This window comes from Embleya sp. NBC_00896 (assembly GCF_045207785.1).
In the GTDB taxonomy this organism is placed as follows: Bacteria; Actinomycetota; Actinomycetes; order Streptomycetales; family Streptomycetaceae; genus Embleya.
Map to the genome: position 1 here is coordinate 6,377,266 of NZ_CP108776.1, position 13,443 is coordinate 6,390,708.

Annotated in this window: 12 protein-coding genes; 2 read left to right on the forward strand and 10 right to left on the reverse strand. The window is 73.1% G+C overall.

All coding sequences use genetic code 11. From position 1 onward, the window contains the following. Positions 1–37 precede the first annotated feature (37 nt). The 8 genes from OG928_RS28870 to OG928_RS28905 form a co-directional block, all read right to left on the reverse strand. Positions 38–820, reverse strand: a complete 783-nt coding sequence (locus OG928_RS28870; RefSeq protein ID WP_406289060.1) for a ferredoxin reductase — start codon at positions 818–820, stop codon at positions 38–40. Then, the gene (locus tag OG928_RS28875) at positions 813–1,427 is read right to left on the reverse strand and encodes a sulfite oxidase-like oxidoreductase (RefSeq protein ID WP_406289063.1); all 615 of its coding nucleotides are present in this window, start codon (positions 1,425–1,427) and stop codon (positions 813–815) included. The genes OG928_RS28870 and OG928_RS28875 overlap by 8 nt, the downstream gene beginning before the upstream one ends. Continuing rightward, a complete protein-coding gene (locus tag OG928_RS28880) occupies positions 1,424–2,752 on the reverse strand; it encodes an amidohydrolase family protein (RefSeq protein WP_406289065.1) in 1,329 nt (442 codons plus the stop codon). Before OG928_RS28880 ends, OG928_RS28875 begins: the two co-directional genes overlap by 4 nt. Further along, positions 2,749–3,540, reverse strand: a complete 792-nt coding sequence (locus OG928_RS28885) for a nucleoside phosphorylase (protein ID WP_406289068.1) — start codon at positions 3,538–3,540, stop codon at positions 2,749–2,751. The genes OG928_RS28880 and OG928_RS28885 overlap by 4 nt, the downstream gene beginning before the upstream one ends. Then, complete coding sequence (locus tag OG928_RS28890) at positions 3,537–4,505, reverse strand: ABC transporter permease (protein WP_406289071.1); 969 nt, start codon at positions 4,503–4,505, stop codon at positions 3,537–3,539. Before OG928_RS28890 ends, OG928_RS28885 begins: the two co-directional genes overlap by 4 nt. A 2-nt stretch (positions 4,506–4,507) precedes the next feature. After that, positions 4,508–5,719, reverse strand: coding sequence for an ABC transporter permease (locus OG928_RS28895; RefSeq protein ID WP_406289074.1), 1,212 nt, complete (start codon positions 5,717–5,719; stop codon positions 4,508–4,510). A 13-nt stretch (positions 5,720–5,732) separates the two neighbouring features. Next, on the reverse strand, positions 5,733–7,424 hold the full coding sequence (locus OG928_RS28900) for an ABC transporter ATP-binding protein (protein WP_406289076.1): 1,692 nt from the start codon (positions 7,422–7,424) through the stop codon (positions 5,733–5,735). Between the two features lie 147 nt (positions 7,425–7,571). Then, complete coding sequence (locus OG928_RS28905) at positions 7,572–8,642, reverse strand: BMP family ABC transporter substrate-binding protein (RefSeq protein WP_406289079.1); 1,071 nt, start codon at positions 8,640–8,642, stop codon at positions 7,572–7,574. 706 nt (positions 8,643–9,348) lie between these two features. Here OG928_RS28905 and mtnA point away from each other — a divergent pair. Continuing rightward, complete coding sequence (mtnA, locus tag OG928_RS28910; protein ID WP_406289082.1) at positions 9,349–10,344, forward strand: S-methyl-5-thioribose-1-phosphate isomerase; 996 nt, start codon at positions 9,349–9,351, stop codon at positions 10,342–10,344. Between the two features lie 52 nt (positions 10,345–10,396). Here the strand turns inward: mtnA and mtnB are convergent, their stop codons facing one another. Further along, positions 10,397–11,044 (reverse strand): methylthioribulose 1-phosphate dehydratase, encoded by a 648-nt coding sequence (mtnB, locus tag OG928_RS28915; protein ID WP_406289085.1) that lies wholly within the window; start codon positions 11,042–11,044, stop codon positions 10,397–10,399. A 469-nt stretch (positions 11,045–11,513) separates the two neighbouring features. Beyond that, complete coding sequence (locus tag OG928_RS28920; RefSeq protein ID WP_406289088.1) at positions 11,514–12,470, reverse strand: LysR family transcriptional regulator; 957 nt, start codon at positions 12,468–12,470, stop codon at positions 11,514–11,516. A 228-nt stretch (positions 12,471–12,698) separates the two neighbouring features. Here OG928_RS28920 and snpA point away from each other — a divergent pair, with 228 nt between their 5' ends. Further along, positions 12,699–13,364, forward strand: coding sequence for a snapalysin (gene snpA / locus OG928_RS28925; protein WP_406289090.1), 666 nt, complete (start codon positions 12,699–12,701; stop codon positions 13,362–13,364). The last annotated feature ends 79 nt before the right edge of the window (positions 13,365–13,443 follow it).

Here is a 13,443-nt window from a genome sequence, read left to right on the forward strand (position 1 = left end):
GCCGCCGGCCGCTTTTCGTCTCGCCGGACACTCGGCCTCAGCCGAAGCGCTCCACCCGGATTCGCGAGGTCGGTACACCCGCCGCGGTCAGCAACCGCCCCGCGTGTTCCGCGAATCCGGTCGAGCCGCACACGAACACCTCGTACGCCTCGTCCGCGACCGCCGCGGCCGCGTGCGGCGCGATCGTGTCCGCGCTCAGCCGCCCGACCGGATGCGGATACCCGCTCGGCGCCGACCGGCTGTACAAGACCGTGTGGCTCTCGCCTGGCAACGGCGCCAACTCCCGTGCGTACAAAAGGTCTTCGGGCGTCCGCGCGCACGCGACGAGCCGCAGCGGCACCGCCAGGCCGCGCCGCCGCCGGTGGCGCACCATCGCCATCAACGGGACCAGACCCGACCCGCCGGCGACCAACAGCACCGGCCGATCGCCGGGCCACGCGAAGAATCCGCCGAGCGGGCCGCGTACCTCCAGCACGTCACCGGGTCGGGCCACGTTGTGCAGGAATCCCGACACCTCGCCGCCCGGCATCCGGTCGACGGTGAACTCGATGTGCCCCTCGTCGTCCGGCGCCGACCCGACCGAGTAGTGCCGCTGCGCGGTGTACCCGTCGGCCGCGGTCAGCCGCAACATGTAGTGCTGGCCCGCGACATGCGCGTTCCACACCGGCAGCGCGAGCCGTACGGTCACCGCGTTCGGGGTCTCGCGCCGGACCTCGACCACCGTCCCGCGCTGCCAGTCGACCCGGCCGCGCAGGCTCGGCGCGGCCCGCCCCGGAGCCGCGAACGCGGGCAGCGCGGGGTCGTTCGTCGGATCAGTCACCGGAGTAGCGCTCCTCTGCCCACGGGTCGCCGCGATGGTGGTAGCCGTTGACCTCCCAGAAGCCCGGCTCGTCGTGGTCGAGCAGGCGCAGGCCCGCGATCCACTTGACGCTCTTCCAGAAGTACAGGTGCGGCACGAGCAGCCGGGCCGGCCCGCCGTGCGCGGGGGTCAGCGGCGCGCCCTCGAAGTCGAACGCGATCCAGGCCCGGCCGTCGGTCAGGTCGGCGAGCGCGAGGTTGGTGGTGTAGCCGGTGTGCGAGTAGGCCACCGCGTGGGTGGCGGCCGGCGACGGGCCGGCGGCGGACAGCAGCGCGTCCAGGCCGATGCCGGTGAAGTCGGTGCGCAGCTTCGACCACGACGTGACGCAGTGGATCGGCCCGTCGTACCGCTCGCGGGGGAGTTCGCGGGCCTGCTCCCAGGTCCACGTCCGCGGCCGGTCGACCAGGCCGTCGATCCGGAACGACCAGTCGGCGGCCGCCAGTTCGGGGGTGACCTCGGCGGACAGCACGGGGAAGTCGTCGCGCGCGTCGTACTGGCCGGGGGGCAACCGGGGGTCGCGCTCGGCGGCGGTGTGGCGGCCGACGAAGCCGCGGGTGGGTGAGTTCATGTCGGGACACCGATTCGGCCGGACGGTTCGGGCAGCGTGGCGGCGAGGGCGGTCAGCTCCTCGATCGCCGCGCTTTCGTCGATCGTAAGCAGCCGGCGGTCGCGCATGACGACCCGGCCGCCGATAACGGTGTCGCGGACGTCGGCGGGGCCGGCGGCGTACGCGAGCATCGACCACGGGTCGTGCCGCGGCGTCAGGTGCGGCCGGTTCAGGTCGAGCACGACGAGGTCGGCCGCCTTGCCGACTTCGAGCGAGCCGGTCAGCGCGCCGATGCCGATCGCGCGGGCACCCTCGGCGGTGGCCATCCGGACGGCGGTGCGCGCCCCGATCGCCGTGGGGTCGGTCGCGCCGCCGGGCGTGGCCCGGTGCAGAACCGCGGCGGCCCGGATCGGCGCGAACAGGTCCAGGGCGTTGGAGCTGACCGCGCCATCGGTGCCCAGGCCCACCGGCACGCCGGCGGCGAGCAGTTCGGGCAGTCGGGCCACTCCCGAGGCGAGCTTGAGGTTCGAGACCGGACAGTGCGCGACCCCCGCGCCCGACGCCGCGATCAGCGCGATCTCCGCGTCGGTCAGGCAGACCGCGTGTGCGAGCAGCGTGCCGGGGCCGAGCAGGCCCAGGTGGTGCAGGAGTTCCACCGGTCGACAACCGTAGCGGCCGCGCACCGTCTCCACCTCGACGGCGTTCTCGGCCGCGTGGATGTGCAGCAACGCGCCGTGCTCGCGCGCGAGTTCGGCGACCGCGAGCAACTGCTCGGGGTCCAGGGTGTACGCGCTGTGCGGCGTCACGCAGCGCGTCGCCGAACCGCGCAGCAGCTCGGGCGCCCGGCGCAACCGCTCGGCGAAGTCGAGCCCGTCCGGTGGCCCCGGCACGTCCATGAAGGTCGGCCCGGTCACCAGGCGGAAGCCGGCCTGGTCGGCGGCGGCGAGTCCCGCCTCCGGGAACCAGTACATGTCCATCGCCGTGGTCACGCCGGCCCGGATCGACTCGGCGAGCGCGAGCCGCACCGCCGTCTCGACCGCCTCGGCGGTCAGCACCGCGCTCTCGGCGGCGACCAGCCGGGCCAGGAACACCTGGAGGTCGACGTCGTCGGCGCGGCCCCGGAAGAGCGTCATCGCCGAGTGCGCGTGCGCGTTGACCAGACCGGGCAGGACCAGGCAGCCGCGCGCGTCCACCGTGTCCCTCGCGGGATGGCTCGCGCCCAGCTCGGCCGCCGTCCCCACCGCCACGATCCGTCCGTCGTGCACCGCCACGGCGCCGTCCGGCACGTACGTGTCCTCGGCGTCGGCGGTCAGCACGGCGCCGCCGGTGACGAGCAGGTCGATCACGCGCGGCCCGCCGCCTCGGCCGCCTCGTCCGTCGCCAGCCGGTACAGCGCGTCCAGCGCCACCACCACGCCGCGCTCGACGCCGTCGGCGACGACCCGACGGTGCGGGTCGTACGTCGAGGCGCCGGCCTCGTCCACCAGGTCGTCCGCCGCGATGCCGTCCACGACCAGCACGCCGCCGGCCCGGTACCCGCCGAGCGCCGCGAAGACCAGCAGCGCGGACAGTTCCATCTCGATCGCGAGCACACCGGCCGCCTGGTAGGGCCGCATCGGCAGTTCGAGCACGCCCGGCATGAACGCCGCGCGGGTCCACACGGTGCCGCGGTGGTGCGGCGCCGCGTGCGCGCGGGCCGCGCCCTGGAGGGCGAGCACCACCTCGGGCGTGGAGAACGCCGGGAACTCGGCCGGCACGAGCTGCTGGGTCACGCCGTCGTCGCGCACCGCCCCGGTCGCCACGACCAGGTCGCCGTCGGCGATCCCGCGCGCCATCGCGCCCGCGGTGCCGAGCCGGACGAAGGTCCGCACGCCCGCCTCGGCCAGCTCGCCGAACAGGCAGGCCGCGCCCGGGCCGCCCACGCCGTGCGAGGACACCACGACCGGTACGCCGCGCCACGTGCCCGCGTAGCTCACGTACTCGCGGTTGGCGCCGATCCGCCGCGCGTCGTCCAGGCGTTCCGCGACCAGCGCCGCCCGCGCGGGATCGCCGACGACCAGGGCGTGCGCCGGGAGGCCGCTGCTGGGGATCTTGGTGATCGGCAACACGGCGGGACAGGTGGTGGGCGTGCTCATGACTGCGACTCCGAGGTGGTGCGGGTGAGGCGGCGGGGACGGGGGATGCGGCCGGTGAGGCGGCCCGGGGGCGCGCTGCCGCGACGTGCGCGGGACCGGGTGGAGAGGAAGAGCGCGACCAGGGTCATCACGTACGGCGCCGCGTCCGCGGCCTGCTGCGGCATGCCCTCGCCCTGGAGCCGGAAGCCGACCGCCTCGACCAGACCGAACAGGATCCCGGCGAGCAGTACCCCGATCGGCAGCGCGCGCCCGAGCATCACCGCGACGACCGCGATCCAGCCGCGGCCCGCGGTCATGTTCTCGGAGAACAGCGTGACATTGCCGAGCGCGAGTTGCGCGCCGGCCAGGCCGCACAGCGCGCCCGAGGTCAGGATCGCCGCGTAGCGGTAGCGGGCGACGCTGACGCCGAGCGACTGGGCCGCCTCGGGCGCCTCGCCGACGCCGCGCAGGCGAACGCCCCACGGGTGCCGGGCGAGCAGGACCGCGATCACGACCACGGCCACCCAGGACAGGTACACCAGCGGCGAGTGTCCGGACAGCGCGCGACCGAGGAACGGCACCGATTCCAGGCCGGGGATGTCCACCGGCTGTAGGCCCTTGAGGTCCGGGTCGCCGAACGTGCCCTGCTTGCCGAAGATCGTCCGCAGCAGGAAGCCGGTCAGCCCGACGGCGAGCAGGTTCAGCGCGATGCACAGCACCACGGCGTCCGCGCCCAGGGTGACCGCGCCGATCGCAAGCAGCAGCGAGAAGACCATCGCGGCGAGCACGGCGGAGATCACGCCGACCCAGACGCTGCCGCCGAACCAGCTGCCGGTGACGGCCGCGAAGCAGCCGATCAGCATGGTGCCTTCGAGCGACACGTTGAACACGCCGGCGCGCTCGCACAGGGCCCCGCCCAGCGCGGCGAACAGGATCGGAGTGAGCGCGCGGAGCGCGGAGAAGATCAGTTCCGCGTCGAAGGACATGGTCAGTTACCTCCGTCGCTGCTCGCGGGGGCGAGCGGTCCGGTCACGCCGGTTTCGAGGTGCGGCGGTGGATGGGGCGGTGGATGCGAGCCGGCGTCGGGCGACCTGCCGAGTCGGCGCAACCACCCGCCCTTGCGGAACACGCCACCGCGGACCGCCAGGAACAGGATCACCACGGCCTGGAGCACGGCGGTGAGCTGCTGCGGCACCGCGGTCTCCTGCTCCATGCCGAAGCCGCCGATGGTCAGCGCGCCGAAGAAGAACCCGGCGGCCACGGTGCCGATCGGCGACGCGGCGGCGAGCAGCGCGGCCAGCAGGCCGGTCCAGGTGTAGCCGGGGGAGGTCAGCGCGCCGTCGACCAGGCGGTACGGGAAGCCGAGCACGCCGATCGCGCCGACCAGGCCGGCCAGCGAGCCGGACGCGAACATCAGCCGCAGGGTCAGCCGCGACCGGTCCACCCCGGCGTACGCCGCGAAGCGCGCGCCCAGGCCGGTCATCCGCACCTCGTAGCCGGCCGCCGTGCGGTGGTCGACCACGAAGTAGATCACCGCGGCGAGCACGACCAACACGATCCCGACGCTGACCCCGGTGCCCGCGCCCGATCCGGCGGCGAACTCGGGCAGCTTGACGCCCTCGGGCAGCCGCTCGGTCTGCGGGATCCCGGACCCGTTCTGGAGCAGCGGGAAGCGCACCATGTAGGACACGAACGACATCGCCGGGTAGCTCAGCAGCAGGCTGCTGACCAGCAGCGGAACCCCGCAGCGGGTCTCCAGGAGGGCGGCCAGGCCGGCCCACAGGCCGCCCGCGAGCATGCCCGCGAGCAGCGCGAGGACGACGGTGATCGCGCTGGGGAACGGCGAGTACAGGCCGACCGCCGCGGCCGCGAGCGCGCCGAGCACGAGCTGGCCGTCACCGCCGAGGTTGACCAGACCCGCGCGCAGCGGGATGGCGAGCGCCAACGCCAGGCCCACGATGGGGATGCACTCGCCGAGCGTGTCGCCGAAGCCCTCGGAGCCGAAGGCACTGGTCAGCACCGAGGTGTACGCGGTGAGCGGGTCGGCGCCGGTCGCGGCGAGGATGATCGCGCCGAGCACGAGCGCGGCCACGATCGACACGGTGACCGGCGACAGCACGACGCCGCGCACGCGCAGGGCGACGCGGCGGGCCGGGCCCGGTGGGTTCGCGGTGGCCGTACCGGCCTTGATGGCAGTCATATCTGATAACCCGTCAGGCCTGGTGGGCGGTGGTCGTTTCGGCGGGGGGCTCGGGGTCGGCGCTGTCGAGCGGGTCGCCCGGGCCGCCGGAGTCGTCGGAGTCGCCCGAGCCGCCGGAGCGGCCGGAGTCGTCCGAGCCGCCGGAGTCGTCGGCGCGTGGGCTCGGCGTGCCGCCCGCCATCGCGAGCCCGATGCCGTACGCGTCGGCGTCGGCGCGGGGGATCTCGGCGACGATCCGGCCCTCGTACATGACCAGGACCCGGTCGGCCAGGGCGAGGATCTCGCTCAGCTCGGCGGACACGAGCAGCACGCCGTGGCCGGCGTCGCGGTATTCGACCAGCCGGGCGTGGATGTTCTCGATCGAGCCGATGTCCACGCCGCGGGTGGGCTGCTCGACCAGCAGCAGTGGCGCGTCATGGGTGATCTCGCGGCCGAGGATCGCCTTCTGCTGGTTGCCGCCGGACAGCGTGCCGATGGTCACCGCGGTCGACGCGGCCTTGACGCCGAAGCGCTCGATGACGCGCGTCGCGTGCTCGCGGATGGCAGCGCGGCGCAGGAACCCGCCCCGCCCGGCGAGCGGCGGCGCGCGGTGGAAGCCCATCGCGAGGTTGTCGGCGAGCGACGCGTCGCGGGCGGCGCCGACCGTGCCGCGGTCCTCGGGCACGTAGGCCAGGCCCGCGTGCCGGCGGCGGTCCACCGGGGCGCCGCTGACGTCGTGGCCGGCCACGACGACCCGCCCGGCGGTCGCGGGGCGCAACCCGGCGAGCGCCTCGACGAGTTCGCTCTGGCCGTTGCCCGCGACCCCGGCCACGCCGACGATCTCGCCCGCGCGCACGGTCAGTGAGACGTCGTCCACGAGCGGCTTGGCGTCGCGCCCCGCGGACACCGTCAGGCCGTGCACGGCCAGGACCTCGGCGGCGGGGGAGCCCGCGGGGTGGGTGCGTTCGAGGTCGATCCGGCGGCCGGTCATCGCCAGCGCGATCTCGGCCGGGCTGGTCTCCGCGGTGGCGAGTCGGGCGGTGACCCGGCCGTCGCGCAGCACGGTGACCCGGTCGCTGACCGCCATCACCTCGCCCAGCTTGTGGGTGACCAGCAGGACCGTGCGCCCGGATCGGGCCAGGCCGCGGATCACGTCGAGGAGTCGGCCGGCCTCGGCGGGCGTGAGCACGGCGGTGGGCTCGTCGAGGATCAGCACGCGGGCGTCGCGGTAGAGCAGCTTGAGGATCTCCACGCGCTGCTGCACGCCGACCGGCAGGTCCTCCACGCGCGCGTCGGGCGGCACGTGCAGGCCGTGCGTGTCGACCAGTTCGGCCACGCGCGCGCGAGCGCTCGTGCGATCGACCAGGCCGCGCCGGGTGGGTTCGCTGCCGTACACGACGTTCTCGGTGACGGTCAGCGAGGGGAACAGCTTGAAGCCCTGGTGGACCATGCCCAGTCCGGCGCCGATGGCCTGCACGGGGGACGCGAAGGAGTGTTCGCGGCCGCGCAGCAGGATGTGGCCGGCGTCGGGGCGCTGGAGGCCGTACAGGATCGACATGAGCGTCGACTTGCCCGCGCCGTTCTCGCCCATGACCGCGTGGATCTCGCCGGTGGCGACGGTCAGGTCCACGTGGTCGTTGGCGAGGACACCCGGGAACCGCCTGACGATGCCGCGCATCTCGACCTCGGCGAAGTCACCGGGAGCGGCGGCGTGCTGATCGGTCATCGGGCGACTCTCTGTGCGGCGGTCGGGAGCGGTGCGGGTGGGGCGGCGGTCGGTGCTGCGGCTACGCGGTTCGCCGGCGCCGGGTCCGTGGACCCGGCGCCGGCGTTGGTTCCGGCTACCGCGCCGTGGCCGCCACGGCTGCGGCGACTACTTCGCGGTGGCCGGGTCGGCGACCGTGATGCCGCCGGAGACGATCTGGTCCCGCAGGCCCAGGACCGTCTTGATCACGTCGGGGTGCTGGGCGATCAGGCACTGCGAGGTCTCCACGCCGGTCTCCAGGCCGGTGAGCGTGATGCCACCCTCCTTGAGGCCGTACGAGGTCACGCCGCCGGCCTTGCCCGCGGCGATCTGCTCGATGCCCTTCTCGACCGCGATGTCGGTGCGCTTGATCACGTTGTCGACGACGGTGCCGGGCGCGGCCGAGCACTGGTTGACATCGACGCCGAACGCTTGCACGCCGGCCGCCTTCGCGGCGTTGAAGACGCCGAGGTTGCCCGCGGCGGAGGCGGCGCCCATGATCTGGTCGACGTCCTTGGCCTTGAGCGACGCGGTCTGCTCGCCGGCGCGGGCCGGGTCGTTGAACGGCTTCTGGCCGCCGACGAACAGCTGGGTGAAGGCGCTCGCCGGGTTGGTCTGCTTGGCGCCCGCGCCGAACGGGTCGGAGAACCGGCGGATCTGCGGGCTGTCCAGCGCGACGACCGCGCCGACCTTGGCGGTCTTGGTCAACAGGCCCGCCTCGGCACCGGCGAGGAAGGTGCCCTCGTGCTCGCGGAACGTCGCGCAGGTGATGTTCGGGTACGGCTTGGCGGTGCACGAGTCCACGAAGAGGAACTGCTGCTTCGGGTTGGCCTCGGCCTGCTGGGCCAGCACGTCGGAGAACTCGAAGCCGACGGCCACCACGACCGACGGCTTCTGCCGCACGGCGGCCTCGACGTTCTGCTGGATCGCGCTGGTGTCCTTGCTCTCCAGGACCGTCGCGGCGCCACCCTGCTTCTTGGCGGCGTTCTGCGCGCCCGTGGCGGCGAGCTTGAGGAAGTCGTTGACCCCGATCGGCTCGGGCGTGACGAGCACGATGTTCTTCGCGGGGTCCGCGCCCCCGCCTCCGGCGGCGGGGGTCTTGTCCTTGTCGGCGGAGGCGTTGCATGCCGTCGCGGCGAGCGCGGTGCCGACGACGACGGCGGCCACGGCGAGGCGGTGGCGGGCGGTGATGCGGTACATGAGCGTCCTTGGGAGGAGTGTCGACACCGGCGGGCGACGCGGTGTCGGCGGCTTGGGGACGGGAGCCTCGCGGTCCCGGGCTTCTCGGCGCCCGACGGCGCCTCGGTCATGGGCGGCGGTGCTGCGCGGGTCTCGATCGGTGCGGGCCGAAACGGCCCCGGTTCGATCGGGTCAGTGCCGGCGACAGCGACAGCGGCCGTTGCGGCGGACGGATACGCCGCGTTTGTCGATCGGAAGCGGCGGACGTCCACACGCCATGGAGCAGCCGCAGCACTCGATACGTACGTCACAACGCCACGTGTCGGCCACAGCCACTCCTTTCGGATCGGACCAGTCCGGTGCCGATGCGAGGATCACATTCGAGTTTCGAGTGATGATCACATCCAACTGGTTGCGGGGGAGATTAGCACCCCCACCAGGCACTTCCCGTGCTTGTTCACGATGTGGACAGTTTGTCCACGATGTGAACATTCGGTTACCGCGGCAACACGCAGCCGTCCCGGATGCGGTCGCGGCCGGGGTCGCGGCTGGGGGTCGGTACGGGCGGCGACGTAGCATCCGTAGTGCCGTGACCGGGAAGGACGTCGGTCGCGGCAGTACGCCGGGCCGGTGTTTCCGCACGCTTTCGCTTGTCTCCACACGCTTTCGCTTGTTTCCGCTCCAGCGCCCGTCGCTCGACCATCCGCCCGGAAAGGTAGGACCTCCGATGGCCACCGACATACGCTCGCTCGCCTGGCACGAGGGCGGCCTGCGCCTGCTCGACCAGACCGCGCTGCCGCAGCGGATCGTGTACCTCGACATCACCGAGGTGGACGCGTTGATCGACGCGATCCGCCGGCTCGCGGTGCGCGGCGCCCCGGCGCTCGGCGCGGCCGGCGCGTATGGCGTCGCGGTGGCGCTGCTGCAGGGCGAGCGCGAGGGCTGGGACGCGGCCCGGTTGGCCGGCGAGGTCAAGCGGATCCGGGACGCCCGGCCGACCGCGGTCAACCTGGCCGGCGGCGTGGACCGGGTGCTCCCGCTGGTGCCCGCCGGGGTCGACGCCGTACTCGCCGAGGCCGCGGCCGTCGTGCGCGAGGACGTCGAGGCCAATCACGCGATCGGCCGCAACGGCGCCGACTGGATCATGTCCCGGGTCGAGCGCCGCCCGTTGCGCGTGCTGACCCACTGCAACACCGGCTCGCTGGCCACGGCGGGGTGGGGCACCGCGCTCGGGATCATCCGCGAACTGCACGCGCGCGGCGTCCTGGAGCTCGTGTACGTCGACGAGACCCGCCCGCTTCTCCAGGGATCGCGCCTGACCGCCTGGGAGTTGGAGCAGGAGGGCATCGTGCACCTGGTCCAGCCGGACGGCGCCGCGGCGAGCACGATCCTGCGCGGCCTGGCGGACGTCGCGGTGATCGGCGCGGACCGGATAGCCGTCAACGGCGACACCGCCAACAAGATCGGCTCGGTGGGCGTCGCGCTCGCGTGCGCCGACGCCGGCATCCCGTTCGTGGTCGCGGCCCCGCTGACCACGTTCGACGACGCGACGGCGCACGGTGACGACATCACCATCGAGGAGCGCCCCGAGTCCGAGGTCCTGGAGTGGGGCGGCGTCCGGGTCGCGCCCGCCGGCTCGCGCGCGTTCAACCCGGCGTTCGACGTCACGCCGGTGCGGCTGATCAGCGCGATCGTCAACGAGACGGGCGTGCGCGAGTACTGACCCGCCGGCGGCGCGGACCCGGCTCGCCACGTGAGGGCCCGCGCCGCCCGGCTCAGCCCTCGGCGATGCGGTACTCCAGGAGCCACTCGACGATCTCGACGTGGTGGCGCGCCTGTAGCGGGTCCGCGCCCCAGACGTACAGGCCGTGCGAGGCGACCACCACGGCTGGCACGCCCGGCACCAGGGCGGCCGCCAGGCGGTCGCCGAGCTCGGTCATGTCCTGGCTGTTGGCGATCACCGGGATGGTGACCGTCTCGTCGTGCGCGGACCGGCCGATGCCCTTGAGCATCTCCAGGTCGCGCAGCTCGATCCCGCCGGGCCAGCGCTTGCCCGCGCGTACGGCCGCCAGGGTGTGCACGTGGAAGACCGCGCCCGCACCGGTCAGCGCCACCACGCGCGCGTGCAGCCCGGCCTCGGCCGACGGCCTGCGCGGGGGCGTGCTCGCCTCCTCGGGCACCGGCACGCCTGCTGCGTCGACCACGACGAGGTCGTCGTGCGCCAACTCGCCCTTGTCCAGCCCCGAGGCCGTGACCGCGAGCCGCAGCGGCTCCCGGGACAACACGACGGACAGGTTCCCGGACGTACCGCGCATCCAGCCGAGCCCCGCGAATCGCGCGGCCTCCGCCGAGAGCGTGGCCCCGGCGGCATCACGCACGGAGCCCGGAACCACGGCAGGGGTACCGGCGTCGGGGGTGCTCATGAGAATTCCTCGCTGTCTGGTCGAACCAAAGGACAGCCATCATTCCACCCCCCGACCACCCCCTCGGGATCAGGCACCGACCCCCCACCCGCAACCCCGGTCGCCCCATTCACACCCGCCCGACATTCGACCCCACCCAGCCGCACCGCCCTTCGCCCCCAAAGAGCCCGTCGGACGCTCAACCCCAAACAGCCCACCCGGCACCCAAGCCCAAACAGCCCACCCGGCACCCAACCCCAAGCAGCCCGTCGGGCGCTCAACCCCAAGCAGTCCGCCCGACGCCCAAGCCCAAGCAGTCCGTTCGGCGTTTGAGCCCAAGCAGCCCGGCCGGCGTTTGAGGCCAATGAGCCGGGCCGGCGTTTGAGGCCAGACAGCCCGGCCGGCGTTTGAGGCCAAGCCTTTCAGCCCGTCCGGCGCTTGAGGACGTCCCGGCAACCGGACGGACCCGGCCCACCACCACCGCAAACCCCTACCGCAACAACGGGCTGTCCTCCCGCAACAGCCGCTGCCGATAGCCAACCGCAAGCCAGGCCGCCTCCCGATACGCGGCCTCCAACTCCCGATAGACCGCGTCGATGAGCCCGGGCGCCGGCCCGTTCTCGGTACGGAAGGCCAAGAACAACCGCACCGCGAGCGGGTCGTCGGACAACGGCCGCACCGCCATGTCCGGCCGCGGCCGGGAAGTCGGCTGGCACGGCGTCACCACTTCGCCGATCGCGACCAGGGACGCGGCGGTGAGGTAATCCCCGTGCAGGATCCGGGGGTTGATGCCGGCATCGGACAACACCTTGCGCAGGCCCTCCCATTCGCCGTCCACGCTCGGGTCGACCATCCACTGGTCCTCGGCCAGTTCGGCGAGCTTTATTTCGGGCTCGGCGGCGGCCGGATGGTCCGGGGGCAGCGCGATGAACTGCGGTTCCCGGTCCACCAGCACGCGCCGACGGACCCCGTCCGGAACACGCAGCGGGAAGCCCTCGACCTCGTGCACGAACGCGACGTCGAGCTGCCCCGCCGCGACCATGCCGAGGAGGCTGTTGGCGGAGACGTCCACGCGTAGATAGGTGTCGGTGCCGGGGAGCCGGACGCGCAGCCGGCGCAGCCAGTCGGCTATCACCCGATTGGCGGTACCGCCGATTCGCAACTGTGGCCCGGCGGTTCGGACCGCCTCGGCCTGGGTGTCGGTGACCAGTGCGCTCATCTCGGCCATGATGGGTCGGGCCCGGTGCAGCATCGTGAGCCCGAGCGGGGTGGGTCGACTGCCGGTCCGATCGCGGACGAACAGGGGTGCGCCCAAAGCGTTTTCGATCCGTCTGAGCTGCGCGGTCAGGGACGGCTGGGTCATGCCCAACAGGCGGGCGGCGGCGTGCAGGCTGCCGGTGTCGCCGATGGCACACAGTGCGCGGAGGTGCCTCACCTCGAGCTCCATGAGCGGAGGATAGGACGCTCCACCAAGGTCCTACCAGACACCTGCGCGCGCGAGATCCGGGCACGGTGTGTGAAATTGTCGTAACACTACGCGTGAATGGAGGGTTACGGGGCTCGAAAGGGGGTGATACGACCGTGCTATCGCCGGTTGTCATCATCCGGGGCGGACCGGGCTCCCGTGAGACTCATTGCGCACCGAACAGGTTCTCCGCCCCCCAAGGAGCCCTTCATGTCCCCTGCGCGTCCCCGCGTATCCCGTAAGACCCTGCTCTCGACCGCCCTCGGCCTCGGTCTCGCCGCCGGACTCGTCGCCGCCCCCGCCGCCGCGGCCGCCCCCGCCTCGGTCGCGGCCCCGACCCGCGTCACCGCCGCGTACTCCGGCCAGGAGGACCAGGCGCAGAACCAGGCGTTCCTCGACGCCGTGATGAAGTCCGTGGCGACCAAGCGCGCCGCCGCGCCCGACTCGACCGCGGCCGTCACCGTCGTGTACTCCACGGCCAACGCGCCCAGCTTCCGCACCCAGATAGCCCGTTCCACGCAGATCTGGAACAGCTCGGTCACCAACGTGCGCCTCCAGGAAGGCAGCAACGCCGACTTCTCCTACTACGAGGGCAACTCCTCGCGGGGCTCGTACGCGAGCACCGACGGCCACGGAAACGGCTACATCTTCCTCGACTACCGGCAGAACCAGCAGTACAACTCCACTCGTGTCACCGCCCACGAGACCGGCCACGTCCTCGGCCTGCCGGACCACTACTCGGGCCCGTGCAGCGAACTGATGTCCGGCGGCGGTCCGGGCACGTCCTGCCAGAACGCGAACCCGAACGCGGCCGAGCGCAGCCGCGTGAACACCCTGTGGCGCAACGGTCTCGCGGCCATCCCGTCGGCCTCCTGACCCCGGTACGCCGTCATGCCCGGCACCCGGTCGCCGCCCACCCGGCGGCCGGGTGCCGACAGGACCCCCGAACAGGGCT

Bases quoted from the DNA above. Each gene is read 5' to 3' on its own strand.
- OG928_RS28875 (WP_406289063.1), bottom strand. From the start codon at position 1,427: ATGAACTCACCCACCCGCGGCTTCGTCGGCCGCCACACCGCCGCCGAG.
- OG928_RS28885 (WP_406289068.1), bottom strand. From the start codon at position 3,540: ATGAGCACGCCCACCACCTGTCCCGCCGTGTTGCCGATCACCAAGATC.
- OG928_RS28890 (WP_406289071.1), bottom strand. From the start codon at position 4,505: ATGTCCTTCGACGCGGAACTGATCTTCTCCGCGCTCCGCGCGCTCACT.
- OG928_RS28895 (WP_406289074.1), bottom strand. From the start codon at position 5,719: ATGACTGCCATCAAGGCCGGTACGGCCACCGCGAACCCACCGGGCCCG.
- OG928_RS28900 (WP_406289076.1), bottom strand. From the start codon at position 7,424: ATGACCGATCAGCACGCCGCCGCTCCCGGTGACTTCGCCGAGGTCGAG.
- OG928_RS28905 (WP_406289079.1), bottom strand. From the start codon at position 8,642: ATGTACCGCATCACCGCCCGCCACCGCCTCGCCGTGGCCGCCGTCGTC.
- mtnA (WP_406289082.1), top strand. From the start codon at position 9,349: ATGGCCACCGACATACGCTCGCTCGCCTGGCACGAGGGCGGCCTGCGC.
- mtnB (WP_406289085.1), bottom strand. From the start codon at position 11,044: ATGAGCACCCCCGACGCCGGTACCCCTGCCGTGGTTCCGGGCTCCGTG.
- OG928_RS28920 (WP_406289088.1), bottom strand. From the start codon at position 12,470: ATGGAGCTCGAGGTGAGGCACCTCCGCGCACTGTGTGCCATCGGCGAC.
- snpA (WP_406289090.1), top strand. From the start codon at position 12,699: ATGTCCCCTGCGCGTCCCCGCGTATCCCGTAAGACCCTGCTCTCGACC.